A 25719-nucleotide genomic window follows, 5' to 3' on the forward strand; every position below is an offset into this window, starting at 1 on the left:
CCCTACACACGTATCACACCGGCTTCACCAGCACCCGCAAGCCATCCCGCGGCTTCGGGATCGGCCACATCTGCCAGTCCGGCTTGTAGCCGGGCTCCAGCGACACCTCGAGATTCTGCAGGAAATGCCGCGCAAAGCATTTCGCCTGCATATAGGCAAAGTGCAGGCCGAGGCACATATGCGCGCCGCCGCCGTACGGCACCCACGCAAAACGATGGCGGTTGCGTTGCGCCTCGTCGGTGAAGCGCGTGGGGTCGAATTTCTCCGGCTCAGGCCAGATCTCCGGCATGTGGTGGGTGAACAGCGGATTGATGCCGACCATGGTGCCGGCCGGAATTGCATAGCCCTTGAAGGTGAAGTCCCGGATGGCGCGGCGCGGCATCGATGGCACCGGCGGCTTCAGCCGCAGCGCTTCCTTGAAGGCCATCTCGGTGACCTTCATCGCTTCGAGATTATCGAACGTCGTGGGGGCGTCGGCGGCGGCGCCTAGGCTCGCAACCTCGTCGCGCAGCTTTTGCTGCCATTCCGGATGGGCGGCCAATTCCCCGACGAACGAGGTCAGCGACGAGGTCAGGGTGTCGTGCGCCGCCATCATCAGGAAACTCATATGGTCGACGATGTCCTGCGTCGAGAGCAGCGCGCCGTCCTCGTGGGTCGCCTGGCACAATTGCGAGAACAGATCGTCGCCGCCGCCCTTGGCACGGCGGATCGGAATCTGCTCGGAGAAATAGGCGACGATGCGCTTGCGGCCCTTGACGCCGCGCGCCATCTGCGTGCCGGGCAGGGGTTTGCGGATCACGGCGACGGAAGCCGCTACCATGTCGACGAAGGCGCGCGTGATCTCGTCGACCTCGGGCCCGATGCCGGCGCCGAGAAAGGACGTCGCCGCGAGGTCGAGCGTGAGCTGCTTCATCGCCGGATAGAGCAGCATCGGTCCGGGCTGCGCCTTCCACTGCGCCACCCGCGCCGCAATGCCGGTATCGAGGTCGGCCAGATAGGACTTCATCGGCCCGGACTTGAATGCGACCGACAGCGCGCGCCGGTGCAGGCGATGCTCCTCGAAATCGAGCAGCATCAGCCCGCGCGGAAACAGCAGCCCGAGGATCCGGCCCCAGCCGAGCGTCGAGGAGAACTGCTTGGCCTGGTCGAAGAGGACCAATTCATTCGCTTCGGGGCCGAGCAGTACCAGGCTGGTCTCGCCGAACAGATGACTGCGATAAACCAAGCCGTACTTCTTGGATTGCCGTTCGACCTGCCCCTTCGGGTCGGCGAGCACTTCCAGCGTCTTGCCGATCAACGGCCAGCCCTCGTCACCCGGAATATGCGTCAGCGAATTACGTCGCGGCGGGGTGAAGCTGTAGACGGGAGAGGCAATGCTCTGCATCGACATGGCAATCGCTCCGGTTGAGCCTCGGATTCGCAAATATTATCCACCGTGTCGGCGGCTTTGTCGCGGCCTTAAATGTCGCCACGCGGCCCGGGCTTAGCCGTTTCGGGCAATAAGTCTTTGTTTTGTTGCGGCAAAGCATGTGTCCGCTGGCGGTAAAGCTGCCGGTTCCGTCATTGCGAGGAAGCGACGACTTGTCCGCCGAAGCTCAACGCGCAGGCGGAAGCAATCCATGCCCCCCTTTGTGGCACTATGGATGCTTCGCTAACGCTCGCAATGACGGGGCAAGATATCGTCGTCCCTCACGAAACCGTCACGCCTTGCGCTTCGCGGCTTCCTTCTGCAGGTCCGGCGCGTTGACGGTCGGGATCGCGACCCGGCCGGGACCGGTGTGCTGCAAGGCAGCGGCGGCCTTTTCGTTTTCCATGATCTTGGCCATCACCGCCTGGCCCGCGCGATCGAACACCGCGCGGTTCTCGATCAGGAATTTTTGCGACTCGCGCAGTTTTGCGACATAGCCGTTGATCTCCGGAATCACGTAGCGCGCGACCATGTCCCAGCTTCGGCGCGTGTTCTCCGGATTGGCCCAGTCGTGCACGAAGCCGATGATGGCGCCGACGCCGCCCGAGACGTGCATCAAATTCTTGATGGTCTTGACCAAATCGTCCGGCGTGCCGATGGTGGAGGCGGCATTTTCGCCGCCGGCGGTTTTCTCGATGGCATCCTCCGGCGAGGTGAACGGCTCCAGGCCCGGCCGCTGCAGCGTGCGGACATTATATTCGTTGTGCCAGCGCATCAGGCCTGGACCGGCCTCGCGCTGTGCCTGTTCGCGCGTCTCGGCGATATGCCAGCTCAAGAGTACGCGCCAGTCCGAACGGCTCACGGTGGTGCCGGCCTTCTTGGCGGCATCCTCGGCAAAGCCCCACTGCGTCGGCAGCGCCATCAGGCCCTGCGTCGACATCGATCCGAGCGAGATGATGCCGATGCCGTATTTGCCCGCGAGCGTCATGCCGGACGGCGAAATCTGCGACGCCACCACGCAGGGCATCTCTTCCTGCAGCGGCAGCAATTGCAGCGCGGCGTCCTGCATGGTGAACCAGTCGCTCCTGGCGGTGACGCGCTCGCCCTTGAACAGACGGCGGATGATGGCGAGGGCCTCGTCTTGACGGTCGCGCTGGGTCATCGGATCGATGCCGAGCGTGTGCGCGTCGGAGGCGAGCGCGCCCGGACCGGAGCCGAAGATGGCGCGGCCACCCGTCATCCAGTCGAGTTGCACCATGCGCTGCGCAACGTTGTAGGGATGGTGATAGGGCAGCGAGACCACGCCGGTGCCGAGCTTGATGCGCTTGGTGCGCTCGCCGGCAGCCGCCAGAAACATTTCCGGCGAGGCGATCATTTCCCAGCCCGAGGAATGGTGCTCGCCGCACCAGAACTCGTCGAAGCCGAGCGCATCGATCTGTTCGACGAAGTCGAGGTCGCGGCGGAACTGCAGCAACGGATGCTCGCCGATCGGATGATGCGGGGCGAGAAAGGCTCCGAATTTCAGGCGTGCCATGGGGTTTTCTCTCCGGATTTATTGTTCTTTGAAGCGCTCGGCGCCAAGGGTACGGGGTGGGCCTTAGCAAGGCAATGCTCGTCAGCCCGCCGCCAGTGCATGGATGTCGCGCGGAGTCGGCTGACTTACCGTGGCCCGGAATTCGTGAGCCTTCCCGGCTGAATTGGTGCTCGCAACCGTCGTTGCGGCGCAGTTCATGTTCGGGGTCGATACCTTCAACCTCAACGTCGCGATCCCGACCATCGCGGCCGAGCTTCACGCGAGTTTGCGGATGACTCGCGTTCGCGCTTGTTCGGCGTCTACGGCATTGTGCTCGGACTTGCCGGCCCTACTCATTGCGTGCGCGCTGTCGATCATCGCCTGCGCCGCATTCCTGACATGGATGCGTCAGGTCACAGGATGACAAATTAACGTCAACTGCCGAAATTTGATTGTGGGGAATGACAGTGCACGGCCTTTTTATTTTGCAGTGCAACAACTATCTGTTCTGGGTAAGCGTGATTTAAAAGCAATCGCCCCAGGAGCTTTCGTTGTCACTCGCCAAGAACGTCGAATTCTTGCGTCATTTCCCGAAGCTGAACGGGTTCAATGGCTTGGGAATCTATGGCCGAAGCACATCGCCCGGGGCCGGCAGTCCGCTCGTCGAAATCAGTGGTTTCGGCACCAATCCCGGCGCGCTCAAAATGTTTGCGTTTGTGCCGGAGCAATTGTTGCCCACGCGCGCCCTTGTGGTCGTGCTGCATGGCTGCGGCCAGACCGCGGCCGGCTATGATTTGGGCACCGGCTGGTCGACGCTCGCCAAACGATACGGCTTTGCGTTGCTGATGCCAGAGCAGCAGGCGTCGAACAACGCCAACACCTGCTTCAACTGGTTCAACCCGGGCGACATCGCACGCGGCCGCGGCGAAGCGGCTTCGATCCGGCAGATGATCGCGCGCATGGTCGCCGATCACAAACTCGATCCGCGCCGTATCTTCATCACCGGGCTTTCCGCCGGCGGCGCGATGACGTCGGTGATGCTGGCGACCTATCCGGAAGTGTTCGCGGGCGGCGCCATCATCGCCGGTCTCCCCTACGGCATCGCCAGCAACGTCCGCGAAGCGCTTGGCGGCATGATGCAGTCGACGCCGCGCCCCGCCGCCAGGCTGGGCGATCTGGTGCGCAAGGCCTCCAAGCACAGGGGACCATGGCCGAAGGTGTCGGTATGGCACGGCAGCGCCGACCGCACCGTCAACCCGGGCAACGCAAACGAGATCGTCAAGCAGTGGCTCAATGTCCACGATCTGCCGGCGGCGCCGATGTCGACCGGAGACGTCGACGGCCATCCGCGCGAAATCTGGTGGAATGACGACGGCGAGACGGTGGTCGAATCCTACACCATCACCGACATGGCCCACGGCACGCCGCTGGGGCTTGCCGGCAATGACGAGCGTTACGGCGCGGAGGGCGCGTTCCTGATCGAGGCGGGAATTTCCTCGTCGTATCACATCGCCAATTTTTTCGGTCTGACCGAGCGCGTCAGTCCTGCCGGCGAAGCGGCCAGGCCGGCGCAGGCGCCGAAGGTCGTTCCGTCGACTGCCACGGAATCCCTGCAGTCGTCCGATCTCGCCGCGAGACTCTGGTCGAGGACCCACAAGCCGGTCCGCGAACACAAGCCGGCGCCGCGCGAACCGAAGCGTCGCGGCATCGATGTCGGCGGCGTCATCACCCGCGCGCTGACGGCCGCGGGCCTGATGAAGTAGCCGGACATCACAGCGTCAGGCGGATAATTTCAGCTCACATCCCGTCGGTAAGGAACGGATTGGTCAGCCGCTCCTGGCCGAGGCTGGAGCCGGCGCCATGGCCGCAGATGAAGCCGACGTCGTCGCCGAGCGGCAACAGCTTCTCCTTGATCGAACTGATCAGCGTGGCGTGGCTGCCGCCGGGCAAGTCGGTACGTCCGACCGAGCCGTTGAACAAGACATCGCCGACATGGGCGAAGCGCAATTCCCTGTTGAAGAACACGACGCTGCCCGGCGAGTGGCCGGGGCAGTGCAGGATGTCGAAGGTGAGTTCGCCGATCGAGACCTGATCGCCTTCGTCGAGCCAGCGGTCCGGCCCGAAATTGCGCACCCCCGTCATGCCGAAGCGCTCGCCGCTCGAGACGACGTTGTCGAGCAGGAACTTGTCGGCGATATGCGGGCCCTCGATTTTCACCTGCAGCGCATCGCGCAAGTCGGCGGCGCCGCCGACATGATCGATATGGCCGTGCGTCAGCCAGATCTTCTCGACCGTGACGCCGGTTTGCTTGATCGCCTCCAGGATCTTGGGAACATCCCCGCCGGGATCGATCACCACGGCCTTCTTGGAAGGTTCGTGCCAGATGATGGTGCAATTCTGCTCGAACAGCGTCACCGGCACGATCATCGCGCCGGCCTTCGCCTGGGTATCGGTTTTGTCATCCATAAGGGCAACATATTCATCCCGTGTAGGGGGTCAACACGGGTTTGCAATCGGCAGGTAACCGGCATGCCACCTACACGGCTCCGTGATAGGTTGTTTCGGCTTCAGCAGTTGGGAGTTCCATGAGCAAGGCTTCTGCATCGCCGCTGGTCGGGCCTCGCACCACGGTTCGCGCCTTCTTTGTCAGCGATCGGCTGAATACGTCGGGCCTCGAGCGCGGCGATGTCCTTGCCACCACACCGCTTGCGTTTCGCGTCAATGAGAATGGCGTCGCGATTCTCTTCCGCTATGGCGTGGTGGTCCTGATCGGACTGAATGCGCTGGAAGAGGAGGAATTCCTTCGCGGTCTCGATAAGCGCATGACCGGGAAGTTTACAAGACGTGACGAGGAAATCGCCATCATCGAGCTGGCCCCGGAAAGGGAGGACCAGATTCCGCCCGGCGGCCCCATCTGCCTGCAAAGCCTTTCGGCCGAGCGGTTGATTCTGATCGGCGAGGCGCTGGCGAAGAGCGTCGTTCTGGCTCGGCACGAACGCGAGGTTGCCAGCGTCTTCGACACGACCGAACCGTTCGCGCGGGAATTGGCACAGAGCGGGCGTATGCGCGGCAGCCGTCGCTCGATCCTGAAAAATATCGGCAACGCGCTTCTGGTACGGCATCGGGTGTCGGGGCCGGTCGAGGTGGAAGAGAAACCCGACGTGCTCTGGGACAAGCCGCATCTGGAGCGGCTGTATGCCCGGCTGGAGGACGAGTACGAGCTCAAGGAGCGATCGGAATCGCTCAACGGCAAGCTCGCCGTGATCGCCGAGAGCGCGCAGGTGTTGACCGATATCATCGACACCCGTCGCTCGCTTCGGCTCGAAGTGATTATCGTGCTCCTGATCCTGTTCGAGGTTCTGGTGACGATCTACCAGCTTGCGATGGGCCGGCACCCCTGAGCTTTGTCGTCCCGGCCAGGCGAACGCTGAGCCGGGACCCATATGTGGACGGCCCGGAATCGGCTAAGGTTCGAGCACCATGGAATCACCCGCCCGCCAGATCAGCCTTGTGCCCGCGCCGGACCGCCGCCAGTCCGAGACGGCGCTGGCGATCGCGCGCGGCACCGCGCGGCTGCTACGGTCGCTCGGCTTTTCCTGCGTCAGCGAATTGCCGCTGCCGTCGGGCCGGCGCGCCGATCTGGTGGCGCTGAACGAGAAGGGCGAGATCTGGATCGTCGAGATCAAGTCGTCGGTCGAAGATCTGCGCGCCGACCAGAAATGGCAGGACTACCGGATGCATTGCGACCGGCTGTTCTTTGCCTTCACGCAGGATCTGCCGTGCGAGATTTTCCCAGAGGACACCGGCCTGATCATCGCCGACGCCTATGGCGCACACCTGCATTGCGAGGCGCCCGAACATCGCCTGCCGGCGGCCACGCGCAAATCGATGACGGTGCGCTTTGCGATGGCGGCTGCGCAACGGATCAACCGGTTGGTCGATCCGCAGGGGCATGGAGAGTTTTAGACCGAGAAGAAAGGCGCGCCGACTCAAATCCGCAATTCGAGGGAGCGCCTGCCAAATTCAGACCACGAAAAAGGCGGGCCGCCCGGTATATGAGACCCTAACCTTTGGCTCGGTCCTCCCAGTCCTCCCACTCTACGTCATGGACTTCCAGGTAGCCGGAAACGGCTGCGCCGATGGTTGGGAAGAAGCAATTCTCGCCAAGCTGCGCTAACAATCCGAATTTCTTCAGCTTATCCTTCACGGGATCCTTGAGTTCGGCAAAACAAAGCTCAATATCCTGTGCGTGCAACGCCTTGTCGAGTTCGGCGAGCGTATCGCCGGCGGTGACGTCAACGCTGGTGACCGGCTCCGCCGCAACGACCAGCCAACGTACGGGCGTCGGCGATTTCGCCACCGCGTCCAGAGCGCGCTCCTTGAAAAATTCGGCGTTGGCGAAGAACAGAGGCGCATCCCACCGGAACAGAACCAGCCCGGGGATCTGGCGTGCGTCGCGATATCTCGTGATGTCATGATAACCTTTCACGCCGTCGGCGCGACCAAGTACGGCGGAGTGCGGGCGCCACGCGTCCCAGAGAAACTCGGCAATGGCGATGGCGATTGCCAGACCTATTCCCGGAATCACTCCGAGCGCGACGACGCCGATAAAGCAGACGATCGATAGCCAGAACTCCCACTGCTGAACGCGGTAGATCCGCTTGAGGTCGGTGACCTCAATCAAGCCGATCGCCGCGGCAATGACGACGGCGGCCAATGCTGCATTGGGCAAATACTGAAGGAGGTTTGGTGCCGCCAGCAGAAGAAAAGCGATAGCAAGCGCGCCAACGACGCAGGTCAACTGAGTGCGGGCGCCGGCGGCTTCGGCAACAGGCGTGCGCGAGCCGCTGCTGCTGACCGGGAAACCTTGAAAAAGACCGGTTGCGAGATTGGCCGCGCCGAGCCCCACCATCTCCTGGTTGGGATCGACATGAGCGCCCAATCGTGCGGCATAGGCCCGTGAGAGCACGCTGGTATCGGCAAAAGATACCATCGCGATCGCGCAACCGCCGATCAGCACCGGGACTATGTCCGCCGTGCCGATCCAGGGAACGGCGAAAGCCGGCAGACCCAGCGTAAGGGGACCCAGAACTGTCACGCCGTAACGCGCCGCAAGATCCAGTGCAGCGACGGCAGCCGTTGCCCCGACGACCGCAATCAGAATGCCAGGGAGCCGTTGGTATTTTTGGAGCAGCAAGATAGCCATCAACGTGCCGAGCCCAATCCCGAAGGCTACCCAGTTGGTCTTCCCCTCAAGGATTGCACCGGCGATCGCCCACAAGCTCCGCAAAGATCCTTCGCCATCGATCGAGAAACCGAACAGCTTTGGCAGTTGGCTGATCAATACGGTCAACGCAATACCGTTCATGTAGCCGTAGCGTATCGGCTTGGAGAGCAGCTCGGTCACAAAGCCCAGGCGCGCGATGCCTGCCAGAATGCATACCGCCCCGGAAACGATTGCCATCATGGCGGCCAGGGTTGCGGCGCGGATGGGATCGCCACCAGACAGTGGAACGACAACGCCAAGGATGATGGCTGCAAGAGCCGAGTCCGGTCCCAGGACGAGGATGCGGCTTGGACCGAACAATGCGTAGACAAACAGCGGTACGATCGTTGCATAGAGACCGTAGATGCCGGGCAAGCCCGAGGCCTCCGCGTAGGCGATGCCAATCGGGACCAGCATGGCCGCGAGCACGAGCCCAGCAAGGACATCATGCCCAAGCCACGCCGCTTCATATCGACGGAAGGTGTCGAGACCTGGCAGCCAGCGGATCCAATGCTTCATCGCCGGTCACTCCCAAACCCGGTCGGGCTCGCTAGTTCAGGGTCGTACGTCGTTGCGACCGGTGTTTGCCCCTACCTATCCTGCCGTACGAGATTTTCGCTGAGGATGCCGAGTGAATATAGCCGATGCCTGTCGCGCGCATCTGCATTGCGGGGCGTCCGAGCATCGCCTGCCGGGCGGCAACGCGCAGATCAATGACGGTGCGTTCTGCGATGGCCGCCGCGCAACGGATCAACCGGTTGCTCGATCCGCAAGGGCATGGAGAATTTTGATGCTGAGGTGGGCAAAGCGAAGCGTGCCCACCATCTATCCACTATCGTTGTCGTGAATGGTGGGCACGCTTCGCTTTTCCACCCTACGATCCCGCGAATTTACCGCGGCGCGCGTTTCGCGAGAATGCGCTGCAGGGTGCGGCGATGCATGTTCAGACGCCGCGCGGTTTCGGAGACGTTGCGGTTGCACATTTCATAGATGCGCTGGATGTGTTCCCAGCGCACGCGATCCGCCGACATCGGATTGGACGGCAGCTCGGACTTTTCGGTGCCGCTGGCGAGCAGCGCCGCGACCACGTCGTCGGCATCCGCCGGCTTCGAGAGATAGTCCACCGCGCCCATCTTCACCGCCGTGACGGCGGTTGCGATGTTGCCGTAACCGGTCAGCACGATGGTGCGCGCATCGGGACGCTTGCGCTTCAGTGCCGACACCACGTCAAGCCCGTTGCCGTCACCGAGCCGCAGGTCCACGACCGCAAAGGCCGGCGCCGCCTTGTTGATCTGCGCCAGTCCGTCGGAAACGGTATCGCAGGATGTCACCGCGAAACCGCGGGTTTCCATCGCGCGCGACAGGCGCTCCAGAAACGGCTTGTCGTCCTCGACGATCAGCAGCGAGCGGTCGGCGAGATCGTTCAGTTCGGCGATGGCGTTCAAGGCAGCTTTCCCGGTTGCAGATGAGGAACACTATATAGAGCATATGGCGCGGCGACTTTGCACTGCCAAGGGTCCGAAAGGACGCGCGGCCCCGGTTTTCTCAATCCTTAATGCAGTTCTAATCGGCTGATCCGGCAGCGGTTTCGGTGGGTTCCTCGGTCTCGAAACGGGCACGCGGCCAGACGATCCGGACCACGGCACCGTGATCGGGAAAGGTCCGGTTGGCGAAGGAGACCCTGGCGCCGGTGCGCTCCAGAAGCGTACGGGCGATGAATATGCCAAGACCAAGCCCGGCACGCGCGCTGTGGGGTTCAACCGCGCTGCGCCGCCGCGATAAATAGGGTTCGCCGATCCGTTTCAGCATGTCGGGCGCGATGCCGGGGCCGTCATCGGAGATGACGATTTCGACCGTATCCGCATTCCACCATGCGTTCACATCCACCGTCGTCCGTGCGAAATCGACGGCGTTCTCCAGGATGTTGCCGATGCCATAGAGGATCGCCGGGTTCCGCGCGCCGACCGGCTCGCGCGTGGCTGCGACAGCAAGCCGCACCCGGATCGCGACGCCGAAATCGCGATGCGGCGCCACCGCTTCCTCGATGAGCGTCGACAGCGGCATGAGGTCGAACGGTGCTCCGGACGAGGAAAGCTGGGTGATCTTGGCCAGGATGTCGCGGCAGCGCTGCGCCTGCTCGCGCAGGGTCTTCAGATCGGAGGCGAGCTGGTCGTTGCCTTCGACGGTCTTTTCCAGCTCCCGTGAAATCAGGAAGATCGTCGATAGCGGGGTGCCGAGTTCATGCGCGGCGGCAGCGGCGAGGCCGTCGAGCTGGGTCAGATGCTGCTCGCGCGTCAGCACCAGTTCGGTTGCGGCCAGCGCATCGGAAAGTTTGCGCGCCTCCTCGGTCGCCTGGAATGCGTAGAGCGAGGTGACGCCGATCGCGAGCACGATCGAGAGCCAGACGCCGAACAGATAGATCGGCGGCAGCACCAGCGGGTCTTCGCTGTCCCAAGGCAGCGGCAGATGGAAGAACACCAGCGCCGAAGCACAGGCGACTGCGAGCAGCCCGAGCCCAACCGTCATCCGGATCGGCAACACCGTCGCGGAGATCAGGACGGGACCGAGGAACAGAAATGAAAACGGGTTCTGCAAGCCCCCGGTCAGGAACAGCAGCGCGGCCAATTCGACGATGTTGAGCGCGAGCAGCGCCGCCGCATAGGCCGGTTCCAGCCGTTGCATCGGGTTGAAGGCGATCTGCAGGGCAAGATTGAGCAGTGCCGAAATGCCGACGACGGCGACGCAGGCAATGATGGGAAAGTCGAACTCCAGCCCGTGCGCCACGATGAAGATCGCGGTGAGCTGGCCGAGCGCCGCCAGCCAGCGCAGCCGGAGGATCGTATCGAGACTGACAAAGCGGTGCGGATGACGGAAATCGGAGGCTGCAACGTCGGACATGGCTGGAGTTTAGCCGCGCGGCCGCATGATCACAAATTGGCTGCGATTCGATACTCCCTCCGGCATGCCCGGGACAAGCCCGGGCACGACGACCTTGTATGACGAGCTTCTTGCGCTCACCCCCGCGATGGCCCAATGAACGGATTGCATGACAAGAGGTGATGCCACGCCAGCGCAATCGCCCGCGGCCGGGCCGCAAGGTCCCGCCGCGATCGAGGTTGCGCATCTCATAAAGCTCTACAAGACCACCCGCGCCGTCGACGATATCTCGTTCCGGATCGCGCGCGGCAGCGTCACCGGGCTGCTCGGCGGCAATGGCGCCGGCAAGACCACGACCATTGCCATGATCATGGGGCTGGTGCTGCCGACGTCGGGGCGCGTCCAGGTGCTGGGACATGCGATGCCGGAGCAGAGCGCCGAGGTGCTCGGGCGGATGAATTTCGAGAGCCCGTATGTCGACATGCCGATGCGGCTCACGGTGCGGCAGAACCTCACCATTTTCGGGCGGCTCTATGCGGTCGAGAATCTCGCCGAGCGCATCGAGCAGCTCGCCTCCGACCTCGATCTGAAGGATTTCCTCGATCGCGCGAACGGCAAGCTATCCGCCGGACAGAAGACCCGCGTCGCGCTGGCAAAAGCGCTGATCAACCAGCCCGAGCTGCTTCTGCTCGACGAGCCGACGGCCTCGCTCGACCCTGATACGGCCGACTGGGTGCGGCAGCATTTGCAGGATTATCGCAGGACCCATGACGCCACCATCCTGCTGGCCTCGCACAACATGCTGGAAGTGGAGCGGCTGTGCGACCGCGTCATCATCATGAAGCGCGGCCGCATCGAGGATGACGGCAGTCCCGACCAGATCATGGCGCGCTACAACCGGACCACGCTGGAAGACGTGTTCCTCGATGTCGCGCGCGGCCGGATGGCGGAGGCCGCGCGATGAGCGAGATTGCCGCCCATCACGGGATTTCCTGGCACCGCATCCAGGCGATGGTGCTGCGCTACTGGTATCTCCTGATGTCGTCGTGGCCGCGGCTGCTGGAGCTGATCTACTGGCCGGCGCTGCAGATCATCACCTGGGGTTTTCTGCAGAACTACATCGCGCAGAATGACAATTTCTTCGCGCGCGCCGGCGGCACGCTGATCGGCGCTGTCATCCTGTGGGACATCCTGTTCCGCGGCCAGCTCGGGTTTTCGATCTCGTTCCTCGAGGAGATGTGGGCGCGCAACCTCGGCAACCTGATGATGAGCCCGCTGAAGCCGATCGAGTTTCTGATCTCGCTGATGATCATGAGCCTGATCCGGCTCGCGATCGGCGTGATTCCGATGACGCTGCTGGCGCTGTTCTTCTTCGATTTCAATTTCTTCGCGATCGGCCTGCCGCTGGTCGCGTTCTTCTGCAATCTGATCTTTACGAGCTGGTCGCTCGGCATCTTTGTTTCCGGCCTGGTGCTGCGCAACGGGCTCGGGGCCGAGAGCATCGTCTGGACGATGATGTTCGGTTTGATGCCGCTCGCCTGCGTCTACTACCCGGTCGCGGTACTGCCCGCCTGGCTGCAATGGATCGCCTGGCTGCTGCCGCCGACCTATGTATTCGAGGGCATGCGCGCGCTCCTGATCGATCACGTATTCAGGAGCGACCTGATGGTCTGGTCGCTTGCCATCAACACGGTGCTGTTCATTGCCTCCTTTGCGATCTTTCTTGCCCTTTTGCGCAGTGCCAAACGTCACGGATCTTTGCTCGGAGGTGGCGAATAAGTCACAGTTTCCCGTGGTTTTCCGGTGCTTTTAGACCTTTTGATGCGTGGACATACCTAACCGATCCATTGACGCATTATTACGCATTCTGCACTATGCTGCGGCGCAAACAGAGGAAATAGAATGCCGATTGGTGAGTTTGGCGGCGCACCGCCGCTGGTGGCCGAAGGCAGTCCGGCGCTCACGACGCCGATGTACTGGATGTACGAAATGGGCCACGCGTCGCTCAATCCGGCACGCGCCGTGACCGACGCCACCAAGATCCTGTTTCAAAACCCGCTTAATCCGTGGTCGCACACGCAGTTCGGCAAATCGATCGCGGCGGCCTGCGAATTGTTCGAGCGCACCACGCGCCGCTACGGCAAGCCCGAATGGGGTCTCGACTTCACCGAGGTCAACGGCATCCAGACGCCCGTCGAGGTCCGCTCGATCTGGGAAAAACCGTTCTGCCGTTTGCTGCACTTCGATCGCAAGCTGACCCGGCCGCTGCGCGCGCCGCATCCGCGCGTCTTGATCGTGGCGCCGATGTCCGGCCATTACGCGACGCTGCTGCGCGGCACGGTCGAGGCGTTCCTGCCGACGCATGAAGTCTACATCACCGACTGGTCGGATGCGCGCATGGTTCCCCTCACCGAGGGCCGTTTCGATCTCGACGACTATGTCGATTACGTCATCGAGATGCTGCACGTGCTGGGCGGCAACATGCACGTGATCGCAGTGTGCCAGCCATCGGTGCCGGTGGTGGCGGCAGTCTCCGTGATGGAAGCCGCACGCGATCCCTTCGTGCCGCTGTCGATGACCTTGATGGGCGGCCCGATCGATACCCGCCGCAACCCGACCTCGGTGAACAACCTTGCCGAACAGCGCGGCATCGAATGGTTCCGCAACCACGTCATCACCAAGGTGCCGTTCCCGCATCCCGGCGTGATGCGCGACGTCTATCCGGGCTTTTTGCAGCTCTCGGGCTTCATCACCATGAACCTCGACCGCCACACCGACGCGCACAAGGCGCTGTTCAACAATCTGGTGAAGGGCGACGGCGACATGGTCGACAAGCACCGCGAATTCTACGACGAGTACCTCGCGGTAATGGATCTGACGGCCGAGTATTACCTGCAGACCGTCGATCTCGTGTTCGTCAAGCACGCGCTGCCCAAGGGCGAGATGACCCATCGCGGCAAGCCGGTCGATCCGTCAAAGATCCGGCGCGTGGCGCTGATGACGGTGGAAGGTGAGAACGACGACATCTCCGGGCTTGGCCAGACCGAAGCGACGCACGCGCTGTGCCCCCATATTCCCGATCATCGCCGCGTGCACTACGTGCAAAAGGGCGTCGGACATTACGGCGTGTTCAACGGATCGCGATTCCGTTCCGAAATCGTGCCGCGCATCTCCGATTTCATGATGTCGTCGGCCACTACCATGATGTCAGCGGCTGATACGAAGACATCAGCAGCCAAGACCAAGCCAACATTGGTCCGTGCAGCCGAATAGTGCCCTGGCGGCATCGATTTTGGTGTCGCCCATAAGTTGCTGAATAGATTCAAACATTCCAATTTTCGGTCGAATCAAGGGATGAGTTCAGACTCACTCTTTGGGGTGATTTTTGACCCTTGGTTCCAACCAGATTTTTGGGTTCCAGCCCCAGCCCCTAGGGGCTTTTTGACGCTTACCCCCTGTATATTGGGCAAATGATTTGTTTTTGCGCCGAGCGATTTCCCTGGCGGCGGATATGGCAGAATCCGGGCGAACTCCTGCTCCCCGGACTCCAAGAAATGGCTACTCGCGCCCTCCTTTATCGGCGGCCCGCCGAACCCGCGACTCTTTTGGTCAAACACGGCTCGCAAATCTTTGCGATCAGACTGCGCCGGCATCGCCGGGCGCGGCGTTACACGTTGCGCATTCATCCGACGGATCGTGAAGCGATCCTGACCATGCCGCCGCGCGGCACGTTGATGGAAGCCAAGGACTTTGCGCAGCTTCACGGCGGCTGGATCGCAGCCCGTCTCGGCCGCTTGCCAAAGGCCGCACCCTTTCAGGTCGGCACCATCGTGCCGCTGCGCGGCGTTCCGCATCGTCTGGTGCATCGCGCCGGCGAACGCGGCACGGTGTGGACCGAAACCCGCGACAGCGGCGAGAAGATTTTGTGCGTGGCCGGCGGCTACGAGCACATGGACCGGCGCGTCCACGACTTTCTCAAGCGCGAAGCGCGCAAGGATCTGCACAAGGCATCGCTCGCCTATGCTGCGGAACTCGGTGTGCGGGTCCGGCGGGTGTCGATCCGCGATCAGTCGAGTCGCTGGGGGTCATGCACCTCGGCCGGCTCATTGTCCTACTCCTGGCGCTTGATCCTCGCGCCGCCCTATGTGCTGGACTATCTCGCCGCCCATGAGGTCGCCCATCTCGTCGAGATGAACCATTCGCCCAGGTTCTGGCGGGTGGTCGACCGCATCTGCGACCATGTCGAACGCGCCAAGCGCTGGCTCGATACCCACGGCAACGATTTGCATCGGTACGGGGTCGAGGATTAGGTTTTTCCCGTCGCCCTGCGAATCGCAGGGACGACGGGGACTACCTTCCAAACAGCCGATCCACCAGCCAGCTATCGAGTCCTGCTGCGGCTTCCGGCCGCGCATTTGGATTGGGCGGCGGCGCGGAAGTTCGCGCCGGCGCAGGCCGGTATCCGCCGCCTGATGGGACCGGCGCCGACTGCGACGGCTGCGCACTGACCTGCGAGGTCTGGAACATGTTCGACAAAAAGCCGCCGCGTTGCGTGTTCGGCAAGCCTGCCACCGCCACGCCTTGATGCGCCGTGCGCATGAAGCGGGTCCACACTTCAACCGGCAGGCCGCCGCCGGTTGCCTTCCTGGTCGGCGAATTGTCGTCATTGCCGAGCCAGACGCCCGTGACCAGGTTTGCCGTGTAGCCGATGAACCAGGCATCGCGGAAGTCCTGGCTGGTGCCGGTCTTGCCGGCGGCCATCCAGCCCGGAATCTCCGCCTTGCGCGCGGTGCCCGACAGCAGCGTTTCCTGCATCATGGTGTTCATCATCGCGACATGGCGCGGCCCGATCACCTGGCCGAGCGGATCGGCCATGCGCCTGTACAGCACCTTGCCTTCATTGGTGCGAATCTTGGTCACCACATGCGGCGAGATGCCGAGCCCGCCATTGGCAAACGGCGCATAGGCCGCGACCAGCTCGATGACGGAGACTTCCGAGGTGCCGAGCGCAATCGAGGGATTGGCTTCGAGTTTCGATGAAATGCCGAGCCGGTGCGCGGTCCGCACCACGTTCTTGGGCCCGACTTCGAGCCCGAGCCGCACCGCGACCGTGTTCAGCGACATCGCCAGCGCCTGCGTCAGCGTCACCGAGCCGAAATATTCATGGGTGTAGTTCTCCGGCCGCCAGCCCTTGAGGTCGAGCGGCGCGTCCTGTCGGATCGTTTCCGGCGAAAGCCCGCCTTCGATCGCGGTCAGGTAGATGAACGGCTTGAATGCCGAGCCGGGCTGACGTTTGGCGGTGACTGCGCGGTTATACTGGCTCTCGGCATAGTTCCGTCCGCCGACCATGGCGCGCACCGCGCCGTCGGGCGTCATCGCCACCAGCGCGCCTTGCGTAACATGGAACTTCACGCTCTTGGCCGCCAGCTCGTCGATGATCGCGGCCTCCGCCACACTCTGCAGCTTCGGATCGATCGTGGTCTCGACCACGATGCTCTGGTCGATCTGGCCGACGAGATCGTCGAGCACCTCGCCGATCCAGTCGGCGACGTAGTTGATGGTGCCGGCGCCGGCCGGCTTCACGTTGTAAGAGGGATGCCCGATCGAAGCCTTGGCCTGGGCGTCGCTGATGAATTTGGCCTCTGCCATCGCCGCGAGCACGATCTGGGCGCGCGCTTCCGCGCCTTCGGGGTTGCGGTTCGGCGCCAGCCGCGACGGCGATTTGACGAGGCCCGCCAGCATCGCGGCTTCCGCGACCGTGACGTTCTTCGCCGACTTGCCGAAATAACGCTGCGCCGCCGCCTCGACGCCATAGGCACCGGAGCCGAAATAGACGCGGTTCAGGTAAAGCTCGAGGATTTCGTTCTTGGAGTGCTTGCGCTCCAGCCATAGCGCGAGCTCCACTTCCTGCAGCTTGCGCGCGATCGTCCGTTCCTGGGTCAGGAACAGGTTTTTCGCGAGCTGCTGCGTCAGCGTCGAGCCGCCCTGCGAAACGCCGCGATGCAGGATATTGGCGACCGCCGCGCGCGCGATACCGACAGGATCGATGCCGTAATGCGAATAGAAGCGGCGGTCCTCGATGGCGATGAACGCCTTCGGCAGATAGGGCGGGAGGTCTTTCAATGCGACATTGGCGCCGGGCGCTTCGCCGCGCGAGGCCAGCACGCTGCCGTCGATGCCGACAATCTGGATGGTCGGCGGGCGCTTTGGGATTTCCAGCGACTGGATCGCCGGCAAATGCGCGCCGACCCAGATCACGACGCCGATGATCGCGATCGCCGCCCACAGGCCGAGCACGGCGCCCCAATAAATGAGACGGCCGATCCTGAAGCGGCGTTTCGAGCGCCGTTTCGCGCCGCTTTTGGCGCCGCGCGGCTTGCGTTCGCGCGGCGGCTCGTCCTCATCGTCTTCGTGCTTGCGCTTTGGCACTGGCTTTTTCGGTTTGTCGTCGTCGGTGGCAGCCGGAATGCGATCATCGGGCGAGAGACGCAGCTCCGCGAGCGCTGCCGGAAGCCCAAACAGCGGCTCCTTGCGTCCGCCGCTCTTTTTCCGTCCCCACGCCATGCCAAACGCCGTTCACACCCGTCCCCCCGCACGCTAACGGTCGCTGTTTAAGGGTCGGTTACGGAAAGGTTAATGCGGGATTAGGAGGTGCGGCGTGGCGTGCTAGGATTGGCGCAAACGACGGCATTCTCGGGAGAAGACGGCATGGGCCACATCGATCCGACCAAGGAAGTGTTCGCGCAATTCAGGGCCAATGACCGGCCGGGTCCGATCCACATGCTCAACCTGGTCCGGCTGCGCGCTGAGGCCGCCTATCCCGACGGCCGCAAGGCGACGGGGGCGGAGGCTTATGCCGCCTATGGACGCGAAAGCGGCCCGGTGTTCGAACGGCTCGGCGGGCGGATCGTGTGGCAGGGCAGGTTCGAGCTGATGCTGATCGGGCCGCAAGAGGAGCGGTGGGACCATTGCTTCATCGCCGAATACCCGAGCGTCGCAGCCTTCGCGGAAATGATCCGCGATCCCGTCTACCGTGACGCGGTGAAACACCGCCAGGCCGCAGTCGAGGATTCCCGCCTGATCCGCCATGCCGTACTGCCGGTAGGTAACACGTTCGGGGAGATTCCGAAGTAGCGCCGAAAAAAATCGGCGGCCCCGAAGGCCGCCGATCGCTTTCACCGCCGATCGTTTCGATTGGGTCGTCGAGCTCTAGCCCGCCGGACCCTTGTCCTCGAGGATCGGCCCGAACAATTCCCAGCGCTCGCCGTTGAACCGCATCATCTGCAACTGCTTGTTGACGCGGTAGTCGGTCGGCGAGGTGTTGGCGAGGATGCCCGGCAGCGACAGATCGAGCTGAACGTCCTTGAGGCTGGTCGCCTGCTTCATGACGTTCTCGCGCGTCAGGTTGTCGCCGCACTTCTGCAGGACGTGAATCAGCAATTGCGAGGTCGAGTAAGCATAGGAGTTGAAGCTCGAGTCCTTGTCGCCCTCGGGATAGTACTTCGCCATGAACTCGAAATACTTCTTCATGCCGGGGTCGTCCTTCCAGGTCGGATCGAGCGGATCCTTGCCGTAGTTGACGCTGATCACGCCCTTGGAGGCTTCGAGCCCCGCCGGCTTCATGACGGCGCCGACCGAGGTGGCGTTGATGTCGAGGATGTGCACCGGCTTCCAGTTGAGCTCGTGGATTTTCTTGATCGCCTGCGCAGCCTGCTTGGGCGTCGTCGCCGAGAAGAACAGGTCCGCGCCGGCGTCCTTGATCTTGAGGATCTGCGAATCGATGGTCGGGTCGGAGACTTCGTAGGAAGATTCCGCCACGATCATCTTCGAAGCCTTGTCGCCGAGGCCGGCCTTGATGCCGTTCAGATAATCCTTGCCGAGGTCGTCGTTCTGATACAGCACGCCGATCTTGGCGTTCGGGTGTTCCTTGATAATGTACTGACCGTAGATGCGGCCCTCGACGAAGTAGTTCGGGTTGAAGCCCATCGTCCACGGAAAGTTCTTCGGATCGGTGAACTTCGAGGCACCGGTCGCGGCGAACAGTTGCGGTACCTTCTTGGCGTTGAGATATTTCTGTACCGCCGCGTTCGACGGCGTGCCGAGGAGCTGGAAGGTCAGCAGCACTTCGTCGCTCTCGACCAGCTTGCGCACCTGCTCGACCGCTTTCGGCGGCGAATAGGCATCGTCATACTGGATCAGATTGATCTTGCGGCCGTTCACGCCGCCCTGATCGTTGATCATCTTGATATAGGCGGCCTGGGTCTTGCCGATGGTGGCATAGGCGGAAGCCGGTCCGCTGAATGGATTGGTCTGGCCGATCTTGATCTCGGTGTCGCTCGCGCCGGTATCGTATTTCTTCTGCGCCGACGCCGTGGAGACCGACAGCGCCAACGCGAGCGCCGTGCCGGTGGCCAGATGGAAAATACCCTTCCTCATAATGCTGCATTCCTCGTGAGTTTATGATTGAGCGGATGAGCTCGCCCGCTGCCGTTAGGCCGGGCGCGCGCCATCGCTGCCGCAATAGTGGCGGAAGCCATGTTGCAATGCAAGACGTAGCTGGAGATGCAGGATTTTGGGTGAAGGCGGTGGGGTTCCGCCTGCACAAAAAAGGATCCAGTGCACCGCTTGCCTTCAATTAATGCAAGAAGCTCAACGCAAACTGAAATCCCGTGTCACGGCGCCTGCGGCGCACCGCCAAGCGGCGCTGCACCGCGTCCGGGACACGGAAGCTCATCCGACGAGCCTGACTAACCGCTCGGTCCGGTATCCTCGATGATCGGTCCGAACAGCTCCCAGCGCTCGCCGTTGAACTTCATCATCTGCATCTGCTTGTTGATGCGGTAGTCGGTCGGCGAGGTGTTGGTGACCATGCCGGGCAGCGACAGGCTGCCGGTGACGTTCTTCAGATTGGCCGCCTGCTTCATGATGTTTTCGCGAGTGAGGTTGTCGCCGCATTGCTGCAGGATCTTCACCAGCAATTCCGCGGTCCCATAACCGTAGACGTTGACGGTGTTGAGCTTGTCGCCCTCCGGGTAATACTTGTCCATGAAGGCGAAATAAGCCTTCATGCCGGGATCATCCTTCCACTGCGGATCGCCGGGGTCTTTGCCGTAGTTGGTCGAGATGATGCCCTTGGAGATGTCAAGGCCTGCGGGCTTGAGCGTGGCAGACACCGGGCTCGCATTGATGTCGAGGATGTGGACCGGATTCCAGCCGAGGTCAGCGACCTTCTTGATCGCTTGCGCTGCGAATCTCGGCGTCGAGGCGTCGTAGAGCAGGTCGGCGCCAGCCGCTTTCAATTTGACGATCTGCGAATCGATGGTCGGATCGGTCAGCTCATAGGAGGTTTCGGCGACGATCATGGAAGCCGCCTTGGCGCCGAGGGCGTCCTTCAAGCCGGTGACATAATCACGGCCGAGATCGTCGTTCTGATAGAGAATGCCGATCTTGGCGTTGGGATGGTTCTTCAGAATGTATTGCCCATAGATGCGGCCCTCCGTCTGGTAGTTGGGATTGTAGCCCATCGTCCAGGGGAAATTTTTCGGATCGGTGAATTTCGAGGCGCCGGTCGCTGCCAATAGCTGCGGCACCTTCTTGGCGTTGAGATACTTCTGCACGGCGGCGTTCGAGGGCGTGCCGATGATCTGGAAGGTGAACAGCACCTCGTCGCTCTCGACCAGCTTGCGCACCTGCTCGACAGCTTTCGGCGGCGAGTAGGCGTCGTCATACTGGATCAGATTGATCTTGCGGCCGTTGATGCCGCCTTTTTCGTTGATCATCCTGAAATAGGCGGCCTGCGTCTTGCCGATGCCGGCATAGGCCGATGCAGGCCCCGAGAACGGAACGGTCTGGCCGATCTTGATTTCGGTATCGCTGGCGCCGGTATCGTATTTCTTCTGCGCGGCAGCAGGCGACGCCAGTGCGAGCGCAACCGCCGTGCCGGCGATCAGATGAAGAACACCACCTCTCATATGTTGCTCCCTTCCCTTGATCTCGACCGATGATCCTGTTCCGGTCATCCGTTCGGAAGGCCGGACGTCATCGTTGGAAGCGAGTGTGGCGGAACGATTTTGCCAATGCAAGGCAGTACGGAACGCCGTAACGCCAGCCGGAGCAGCATCAGGCGAGCGCCGCCTGCGCAGAGGATCCGGCCAACCGGCAGCGGAATTCGGGTGGACGCCAGCACGCTGCTGGTGAAAAGTGCGGGTTGCTTGCCGCTAATTTTTCAGGGATGACGATGCCGGAGAGCTTCAACCTCGATCGCCTGCCAACGCCGATCGGCACCGCGCTACTCGTCACCGATGCGGATGGCCTGCTCCGCGCGCTGGACTGGGAAGACTACGAGGCGCGCATGCAGCAATTGCTGCGCCTGCATTACGGTGCGGTGAACCTGAAGAATGCGCGGGCGCCGCGTGATTTGCGCGCCGCCTTGACGGGCTATTTCAAGGGCGACCTCGACCGCCTGGCAGCGATCCAATGGCGCGTCGCCGGCACGCCGTTCCAGCAGCAGGTCTGGAACGCGCTGCCGAAGATCGCGGCAGGGACGACGATGAGCTACGGCGCGCTCGCCGCAAAACTTCGGATGCCGCGCGCCGTCCGCGCCGTCGGTCACGCCAACGGCTCGAACCCGATCAGTGTGGTCCTGCCCTGCCACCGCCTGATCGGCGCCAACGGTTCGCTGGTGAAGTATGGCGGCGGGCTGGAGCGCAAGCGCTGGCTTCTCGAGCACGAGGGCGTGGAGATTAGCCTGCGAACGGTGCAACGCGTAGTGTAGGGGTGGGCAAAGGAGCGCAGCGACGTGCCCACCATTCTTGCCGTACGTGAAATGGTGGGCACGCGGAGCCTGTCATCGGGCGCGCATTCGCGCGACCCGGTGGCTTTGCCCACCTACAAATCAATGAAAGCGCGAAGGGATCAAGAATAGGGAGCGGCGGATCGAGCGAGCCGGCTTGCAGTGATGTTTGGGGGCATTCCGCCGGTTCAAGTCAGTCGGGATCACGGGGCGCGTTTCGCATGTCCCGTAGGATATAGATGAATACGATCAGCAGGGGCCCCCACGCCAGCAACGCGCCCACCAGCATCCCATTTACCGTCGCCATGCCGGCTTCTCCGCGATCACCGGCACGATAGATGGTCTCCGTGCGCCGCGGGTTCGGGCACCCGGTAGAGCCACTTCCAATACGTCCGGTTGCGCTCCAGTTGACGCTTGTAGATCTCGCGGCACTTCGACGAACAAAACTGCTGCAAGTACCAGCTACGCCGGACCAGCCCGAAGGGGCGCTTGCATTCCGGATTTCCGCAACAATTGCTCATGACGCAATCTCCGCATTGGCACGCCGTATCCAGCGAATGAAACTCTCATGGCCCTTGTTGAGACAGAAGCGCCCGCAGTAACGCTCGCGCGCTGGATTTCGCAGAGAGATGATCTTCGGGTCTTCGCTGTCACACTCGGAGCAGCGCGGTTCTTTACGCATGGCGACCTCCTTCTGAGGAATTGCCATTTGCCGATCAAAATGTGTGATGCTTTGCGGCCCTCGTTTCTCGAAGGACGATGCGAAGTCTGGCGCGGTCGGGGCTTGTCTTCAATTCGTCTAGATGTTTGACGAAATCATCCTTACGTATGCTGGCTCGCCCTAGAGCGTTTTCCCGCGAAGGGGATACCGGTTCGCGTCAAGAAATGCGTCAAAACAAGAATCTAGGGGCCGGATCGGCTCATTTGCTTGCTGCTTCGCCATTTGGCACCAGCGCCGCTTCGAGGCACTTGATCAGGGCTTCCCCATCGCACGGCTTGCTCAGGAAGCAGATCGCTCCCGCCTTCATGGCCCGGGCGCGGTCGCTGTCGACTGAAAAAGCCGTGACGAAGATGATGGGAAAGCGACGGCCGGTGGCGAGCAGGTGAGCTTGCAGCTCGAGCCCGCTCATGGCTGGCATTCTGACATCGGTTATCACGCACGAAGTGTCATTCAGATGCGGTGATCGCAGGAACTCCTCGGCCGACGCAAATGAATGGACGACGTAACCAAGCGACCTGACGAGATTATGGGTCGCGGCGCGAACCGACCCGTCGTCGTCGATGATTGATATGACCCGATTGGACAAGGCGATCCTTTCTGGAGACGACCAGAGGATGTCTTTTGCTGTGCCGCCGCGTCTCGGGAGAGTGCGCCGCAAATCGGCGAGGGAAAATCATACTTAGGTTTGCGCTTAGGTTTGCGAGCGGCCGGATGCGGGCCCGACCCCCAGCAGCTCGGCCATCCGCACCAGATCAGGCAGCGACTTCGCTCCCATTTTCCGCATGATGTGCCCGCGATGTATCTTCACGGTGATCTCCGCCAGGCCGATTTCGGCTGCGATCTGCTTGTTCATGAGCCCCGCCGTAACCAGCGTCATCACCTGCCGCTCCCGCGGAGTCAGTGTCGCGAAAAGCGTGTGCAGCTCCGAGAGAACATTCGCTTCGTCGCGGCTGCTGCGGTCGCGTTCGATCGCCGCGGTCACGGCATCCAGCATGTCCTGATCGCGGAACGGCTTGGTCAGAAAATCGACGGCGCCGGCCTTCATTGCGCGGACCGTCATCGGAATATCGCCATGGCCGGTCATGAAGATGACTGGGATGTGAATGTCGGCCTTGGCCAGTTCGGCCTGAAAGTCGAGGCCGCTCAGCCGGGGCAGCCTGATGTCGAGAATCAGGCAACTGGGGACATTCGGAAGCTTGTGCTGCAGAAACTCGTGAGCCGAGCCGAACACCTCGACGCGCAATCCCACGGACCGGAAGAGATTGCTCAGTGCCTCACGTACCGATGCGTCGTCGTCGACGACGAAGACAACCGGCTCCTCGGCGCTTGCGAGCGTGGGAGGCGATGCCCGGCGTCCCGTCACGGCGCGCCCTCCTGATTTGATGGCAGTGTGAACTGGAATGTCGCGCCAGGGCCGGCATTTCCTGACGCGGACAGCCGCCCGCCATGAGCGCCGATGATGGAGCGGCAGATCGACAGGCCCATTCCCATGCCGCCGGATTTGGTGGTGAAGAAGGCGTCGAACAGCCGGTCGGCATTCGCGGTGGCGAGCCCGACGCCGCAATCCTTCACCGTCACCATGATTTGCCTGATGTCGTCCTGGCCTGTCCGGATCACCAGTTCTCGCGGCCGGTCCGTGACTGGTTGCATCGCCTCGATGCCATTGATGACCAGGTTGAGAATGACCTGTTGCAACTGGATCCGATCGGCGACGACCAGCGGCAGCTCGGGGGAGAGCTCCAGCCGCAACGATACCTGGTGGCTGAGCAGCTCATGCTGCACCAGGCTGATGACCTCGTTGATGACATCGTTGATGTGAAGCGCGGCCTTCTGATCGGTGGCCTTGTTCACGAGCGCGCGGACGCGCTGGATCACTTCGCCGGCCCGATGGCCGTCCTTGATGATCGACTCCACGGTCCCGCGCGCTTCCTTCAGATCGGGAGGCTCACGGTCGAGCCAACGCCGGCATGCGGCGGCATTGGTAGCCACGGCGGCGAGCGGCTGGTTCACTTCATGGGCGATCGACGCGGCAAGTTCGCCGAGGGCAGTCACGCGCGTGACATGCGCAAGGGTCGCCTGCGCTTCATGCAATTCCATCTCGGCGTGCTTGCGGGCCGTGATATCCGTGACGGCCCCGACGAATTCGATGCCATCGGACGCATCCCTCACCGCATGCGCGGCGGCGTGGACATGCTTGATCGAGCCGTCGGGCATCAGCAATCGGTATCCATGCGCGAAGTCCTTGCCGTCGCTGGACGCGCGGTCGATGGTCCGTTGCACGCGGGCGCGATCATCCGGATGAATGCGTTGAATGACGGTGGCATGCTTGATGGAGGGGGCCTTTTTGAAACCGAATATTCTGAAGGTCTCTTCCGACCAGATGATTTCGCCGCTGGCGACGCGCCAGCCGAAGCTGCCGGTGTGGCTCAATCGCTGGGCTTCGGCCAGATACATTTCGCTCTGCCGCAGCGCATTTTCAGCCCGCTTGCGCTCCGTGATGTCCTCGCACGCGATCAGGACGATCAATCGGCCGTCCAGCCGCCGCACGGCTTTGGCGTTCTCACGAACCCAGAGCGTCGAACCGTCCTTGCGAACCTTGCATATCTCCCAACTGTGGGTCTGGCCGATATTCTCCAGGCATACGGCGACGTTGCTCTGGGCGACGCGTTGCTCTTCGGCAGGAAAGACTTTCAGCACGGACTTCCCGAGCAATTCGCTGACGGAGTAGCCAAGCTGCGCGGCGCCGAATGTATTGACGGACAGCACGGTTCCCGTTTCGTCGACCATGAAGTACATCACCGGGTTGTGCTCGAACACCTCCTTCCATTGCGCCTCGCTGTGGCGCAGCGTCTCGATGGCGCGTGCTTCGGCGCTCACCCGGCCCTCGAGCACGGCCTCCATCTGCCGGTGCGTGCGGCCGACCAGACCCATCATGATCAATGAGGCGGCAACCGAAGCGACGAGCAGCGCAATCGCAATGAAATGAGGGGCGGCCGTCGGCGCCGGGCCGAGCAGCAGCCAGATTCCGGCCACCGCGCCCAACGCTAGCGCCATGCTGCCGAGCAGCCATTGCTCGGCCGAGCGCCAGGACTTTATCGTCGGCTCAACCATCATAAGCACTGACACTCGGCCATCCCGAGCG

The 25719-nt window shown here is 62.4% G+C and carries 22 protein-coding genes; 10 read left to right on the plus strand and 12 right to left on the minus strand.

What is annotated here, in order from left to right; translation table 11 throughout:
- Positions 1–13: 13 nt before the first annotated feature.
- Together LMTR13_RS01240 and LMTR13_RS01245 are read right to left on the minus strand one after the other, a co-directional pair.
- Entirely contained in the window at positions 14–1390 is a 1377-nt protein-coding gene (locus LMTR13_RS01240) for a cytochrome P450 (protein WP_065726338.1), read from the minus strand.
- A gap of 310 nt (positions 1391–1700) precedes the next feature.
- Positions 1701–2942, minus strand: coding sequence for an LLM class flavin-dependent oxidoreductase (locus LMTR13_RS01245; RefSeq protein ID WP_065726339.1), 1242 nt, complete (start codon positions 2940–2942; stop codon positions 1701–1703).
- Positions 2943–3108: 166 nt separating this feature from the next.
- Between LMTR13_RS01245 and LMTR13_RS01250 the strand changes: the two genes are divergently transcribed.
- Both LMTR13_RS01250 and LMTR13_RS01255 read left to right on the plus strand, forming a co-directional pair.
- A complete protein-coding gene (locus LMTR13_RS01250; RefSeq protein WP_197521200.1) occupies positions 3109–3345 on the plus strand; it encodes a hypothetical protein in 237 nt (78 codons plus the stop codon).
- Positions 3346–3472: 127 nt separating this feature from the next.
- Positions 3473–4684, plus strand: coding sequence for an extracellular catalytic domain type 1 short-chain-length polyhydroxyalkanoate depolymerase (locus LMTR13_RS01255; RefSeq protein WP_065726341.1), 1212 nt, complete (start codon positions 3473–3475; stop codon positions 4682–4684).
- Between the two features lie 34 nt (positions 4685–4718).
- Here the strand turns inward: LMTR13_RS01255 and LMTR13_RS01260 are convergent, their stop codons facing one another.
- On the minus strand, positions 4719–5387 hold the full coding sequence (locus tag LMTR13_RS01260) for an MBL fold metallo-hydrolase (RefSeq protein WP_065726342.1): 669 nt from the start codon (positions 5385–5387) through the stop codon (positions 4719–4721).
- Positions 5388–5506: 119 nt separating this feature from the next.
- On the opposite strand from LMTR13_RS01260, the gene LMTR13_RS01265 reads away from it, so the two are divergent.
- Positions 5507–6322 (plus strand): RMD1 family protein, encoded by an 816-nt coding sequence (locus tag LMTR13_RS01265; RefSeq protein ID WP_065726343.1) that lies wholly within the window; start codon positions 5507–5509, stop codon positions 6320–6322.
- Between the two features lie 79 nt (positions 6323–6401).
- A complete protein-coding gene (locus tag LMTR13_RS01270) occupies positions 6402–6887 on the plus strand; it encodes an MmcB family DNA repair protein (protein ID WP_065726344.1) in 486 nt (161 codons plus the stop codon).
- Positions 6888–6984: 97 nt separating this feature from the next.
- On the opposite strand, the gene LMTR13_RS01275 is transcribed toward LMTR13_RS01270, so the two are convergent.
- The 3 genes from LMTR13_RS01275 to LMTR13_RS01285 form a co-directional block, all read right to left on the minus strand.
- Complete coding sequence (locus LMTR13_RS01275; RefSeq protein ID WP_065726345.1) at positions 6985–8706, minus strand: SulP family inorganic anion transporter; 1722 nt, start codon at positions 8704–8706, stop codon at positions 6985–6987.
- Positions 8707–9077: 371 nt separating this feature from the next.
- On the minus strand, positions 9078–9632 hold the full coding sequence (locus tag LMTR13_RS01280; RefSeq protein ID WP_057852373.1) for an ActR/PrrA/RegA family redox response regulator transcription factor: 555 nt from the start codon (positions 9630–9632) through the stop codon (positions 9078–9080).
- 118 nt (positions 9633–9750) lie between these two features.
- The gene (locus LMTR13_RS01285) at positions 9751–11085 is read right to left on the minus strand and encodes an ActS/PrrB/RegB family redox-sensitive histidine kinase (RefSeq protein ID WP_065726346.1); all 1335 of its coding nucleotides are present in this window, start codon (positions 11083–11085) and stop codon (positions 9751–9753) included.
- A gap of 148 nt (positions 11086–11233) precedes the next feature.
- On the opposite strand from LMTR13_RS01285, the gene LMTR13_RS01290 reads away from it, so the two are divergent.
- The 4 genes from LMTR13_RS01290 (at position 11234) to LMTR13_RS01305 (ending at position 15374) form a co-directional block, all read left to right on the plus strand.
- A complete protein-coding gene (locus LMTR13_RS01290) occupies positions 11234–12028 on the plus strand; it encodes an ABC transporter ATP-binding protein (RefSeq protein WP_065726347.1) in 795 nt (264 codons plus the stop codon).
- Positions 12025–12843, plus strand: coding sequence for an ABC transporter permease (locus tag LMTR13_RS01295; protein WP_065726348.1), 819 nt, complete (start codon positions 12025–12027; stop codon positions 12841–12843). The genes LMTR13_RS01290 and LMTR13_RS01295 overlap by 4 nt, the downstream gene beginning before the upstream one ends.
- 123 nt (positions 12844–12966) lie before the next feature.
- Positions 12967–14337 (plus strand): polyhydroxyalkanoate depolymerase, encoded by a 1371-nt coding sequence (locus LMTR13_RS01300; RefSeq protein ID WP_065726349.1) that lies wholly within the window; start codon positions 12967–12969, stop codon positions 14335–14337.
- Positions 14338–14534: 197 nt separating this feature from the next.
- The gene (locus LMTR13_RS01305; RefSeq protein WP_065726350.1) at positions 14535–15374 is read left to right on the plus strand and encodes a M48 family metallopeptidase; all 840 of its coding nucleotides are present in this window, start codon (positions 14535–14537) and stop codon (positions 15372–15374) included.
- Positions 15375–15414: 40 nt separating this feature from the next.
- Here the strand turns inward: LMTR13_RS01305 and LMTR13_RS01310 are convergent, their stop codons facing one another.
- A complete protein-coding gene (locus LMTR13_RS01310) occupies positions 15415–17628 on the minus strand; it encodes a transglycosylase domain-containing protein (protein WP_065726351.1) in 2214 nt (737 codons plus the stop codon).
- A gap of 144 nt (positions 17629–17772) precedes the next feature.
- On the opposite strand from LMTR13_RS01310, the gene LMTR13_RS01315 reads away from it, so the two are divergent.
- The gene (locus LMTR13_RS01315) at positions 17773–18198 is read left to right on the plus strand and encodes a DUF1330 domain-containing protein (protein ID WP_065726352.1); all 426 of its coding nucleotides are present in this window, start codon (positions 17773–17775) and stop codon (positions 18196–18198) included.
- A gap of 75 nt (positions 18199–18273) precedes the next feature.
- On the opposite strand, the gene LMTR13_RS01320 is transcribed toward LMTR13_RS01315, so the two are convergent.
- Together LMTR13_RS01320 and LMTR13_RS01325 are read right to left on the minus strand one after the other, a co-directional pair.
- Positions 18274–19500 carry an ABC transporter substrate-binding protein gene (locus LMTR13_RS01320; protein WP_065726353.1) on the minus strand — a complete coding sequence of 409 codons (1227 nt, stop codon included), beginning with the start codon at positions 19498–19500 and terminating at the stop codon, positions 18274–18276.
- 311 nt (positions 19501–19811) lie between these two features.
- Positions 19812–21035, minus strand: a complete 1224-nt coding sequence (locus LMTR13_RS01325) for an ABC transporter substrate-binding protein (protein WP_065726354.1) — start codon at positions 21033–21035, stop codon at positions 19812–19814.
- A gap of 266 nt (positions 21036–21301) precedes the next feature.
- Between LMTR13_RS01325 and LMTR13_RS01330 the strand changes: the two genes are divergently transcribed.
- Positions 21302–21838 carry a methylated-DNA--[protein]-cysteine S-methyltransferase gene (locus LMTR13_RS01330; protein ID WP_418219747.1) on the plus strand — a complete coding sequence of 179 codons (537 nt, stop codon included), beginning with the start codon at positions 21302–21304 and terminating at the stop codon, positions 21836–21838.
- 938 nt (positions 21839–22776) lie between these two features.
- On the opposite strand, the gene LMTR13_RS01335 is transcribed toward LMTR13_RS01330, so the two are convergent.
- The 3 genes from LMTR13_RS01335 to LMTR13_RS01345 are packed head-to-tail and all read right to left on the minus strand — an operon-like array spanning position 22777 to position 25703.
- Entirely contained in the window at positions 22777–23235 is a 459-nt protein-coding gene (locus LMTR13_RS01335) for a response regulator transcription factor (RefSeq protein WP_418219748.1), read from the minus strand.
- Between the two features lie 33 nt (positions 23236–23268).
- On the minus strand, positions 23269–23940 hold the full coding sequence (locus LMTR13_RS01340; RefSeq protein ID WP_065726357.1) for a response regulator transcription factor: 672 nt from the start codon (positions 23938–23940) through the stop codon (positions 23269–23271).
- Positions 23937–25703 carry a PAS domain-containing sensor histidine kinase gene (locus LMTR13_RS01345; RefSeq protein WP_335622060.1) on the minus strand — a complete coding sequence of 589 codons (1767 nt, stop codon included), beginning with the start codon at positions 25701–25703 and terminating at the stop codon, positions 23937–23939. Before LMTR13_RS01345 ends, LMTR13_RS01340 begins: the two co-directional genes overlap by 4 nt.
- Between the last annotated feature and the right edge of the window lie 16 nt (positions 25704–25719).

Origin of the sequence: Bradyrhizobium icense (assembly GCF_001693385.1) — a bacterium.
Lineage (GTDB): Bacteria > Pseudomonadota > Alphaproteobacteria > Rhizobiales > Xanthobacteraceae > Bradyrhizobium > Bradyrhizobium icense.

Excerpts from the sequence above, each read along its gene's own strand:
- LMTR13_RS01310 (WP_065726351.1), bottom strand. The coding sequence starts at position 17,628 with ATGGCGTGGGGACGGAAAAAGAGCGGCGGACGCAAGGAGCCGCTGTTT.
- LMTR13_RS01305 (WP_065726350.1), top strand. The coding sequence starts at position 14,535 with ATGATTTGTTTTTGCGCCGAGCGATTTCCCTGGCGGCGGATATGGCAG.
- LMTR13_RS01290 (WP_065726347.1), top strand. The coding sequence starts at position 11,234 with ATGACAAGAGGTGATGCCACGCCAGCGCAATCGCCCGCGGCCGGGCCG.
- LMTR13_RS01295 (WP_065726348.1), top strand. The coding sequence starts at position 12,025 with ATGAGCGAGATTGCCGCCCATCACGGGATTTCCTGGCACCGCATCCAG.
- LMTR13_RS01300 (WP_065726349.1), top strand. The coding sequence starts at position 12,967 with ATGCCGATTGGTGAGTTTGGCGGCGCACCGCCGCTGGTGGCCGAAGGC.
- LMTR13_RS01245 (WP_065726339.1), bottom strand. The coding sequence starts at position 2,942 with ATGGCACGCCTGAAATTCGGAGCCTTTCTCGCCCCGCATCATCCGATC.
- LMTR13_RS01315 (WP_065726352.1), top strand. The coding sequence starts at position 17,773 with ATGGGCCACATCGATCCGACCAAGGAAGTGTTCGCGCAATTCAGGGCC.
- LMTR13_RS01260 (WP_065726342.1), bottom strand. The coding sequence starts at position 5,387 with ATGGATGACAAAACCGATACCCAGGCGAAGGCCGGCGCGATGATCGTG.
- LMTR13_RS01285 (WP_065726346.1), bottom strand. The coding sequence starts at position 11,085 with ATGTCCGACGTTGCAGCCTCCGATTTCCGTCATCCGCACCGCTTTGTC.
- LMTR13_RS01240 (WP_065726338.1), bottom strand. The coding sequence starts at position 1,390 with ATGTCGATGCAGAGCATTGCCTCTCCCGTCTACAGCTTCACCCCGCCG.
- LMTR13_RS01265 (WP_065726343.1), top strand. The coding sequence starts at position 5,507 with ATGAGCAAGGCTTCTGCATCGCCGCTGGTCGGGCCTCGCACCACGGTT.
- LMTR13_RS01275 (WP_065726345.1), bottom strand. The coding sequence starts at position 8,706 with ATGAAGCATTGGATCCGCTGGCTGCCAGGTCTCGACACCTTCCGTCGA.
- LMTR13_RS01320 (WP_065726353.1), bottom strand. The coding sequence starts at position 19,500 with ATGAGGAAGGGTATTTTCCATCTGGCCACCGGCACGGCGCTCGCGTTG.
- LMTR13_RS01270 (WP_065726344.1), top strand. The coding sequence starts at position 6,402 with ATGGAATCACCCGCCCGCCAGATCAGCCTTGTGCCCGCGCCGGACCGC.
- LMTR13_RS01325 (WP_065726354.1), bottom strand. The coding sequence starts at position 21,035 with ATGAGAGGTGGTGTTCTTCATCTGATCGCCGGCACGGCGGTTGCGCTC.
- LMTR13_RS01330 (WP_418219747.1), top strand. The coding sequence starts at position 21,302 with ATGCCGGAGAGCTTCAACCTCGATCGCCTGCCAACGCCGATCGGCACC.